General features: G+C 63.0%; 1 protein-coding gene. It reads left to right on the forward strand.

Features of this window, described 5'->3' with window-relative positions; genetic code table 11:
- Positions 1–468 (forward strand): hypothetical protein (locus AACY52_RS30790; protein ID WP_339561461.1); only part of this gene is annotated, 468 nt, incomplete at both ends.

The raw sequence follows: 468 nt of genomic DNA on the forward strand, positions 1-468 counted from the left end.
GATCGGCCTGACGCTGGCGTTGTTCCAATTGGGGGGCGGGGGGTATTTCGGCTATTACCTGACGCTGCAGACGCGCGCGCAAGTGGCGGCGATCGAGGCCAAGGTGGCCGCCGGAACCAAGCCGACCGCGGAAGAACGCAAGGTCCTGAAGGACAAGGCCGAGCGGGACAAAAAGCGCGCCGAGGCCCGCGCCAAATCGCACAACGACATCGCCGCCGAAGACAAAGCGCGCAAGGGCACTTTCATCACCTGGGCGCACGCACAATGGGGCTCCTTCCTCGATATCGAGTCGCAGTTCCTCGAGATATTGTTCGTATGGGAAGCGGCGAGCGTCATGCTGATCGGTGCCGCGCTTTATAAGCTCGGCATCCTGCAGGGGCGGCGCTCGCGGCGCTTTTACGTCTGGACCGCACTGATCGCTTATGCCGTCAGCATCACGCTGCGGGTCATCGGCGCGTCCGAACAGAT

This window comes from Pseudomonas sp. EA_65y_Pfl1_P113 (genome assembly GCF_963970525.1).
Lineage (GTDB): Bacteria > Pseudomonadota > Gammaproteobacteria > Pseudomonadales > Pseudomonadaceae > Aquipseudomonas > Aquipseudomonas tritici.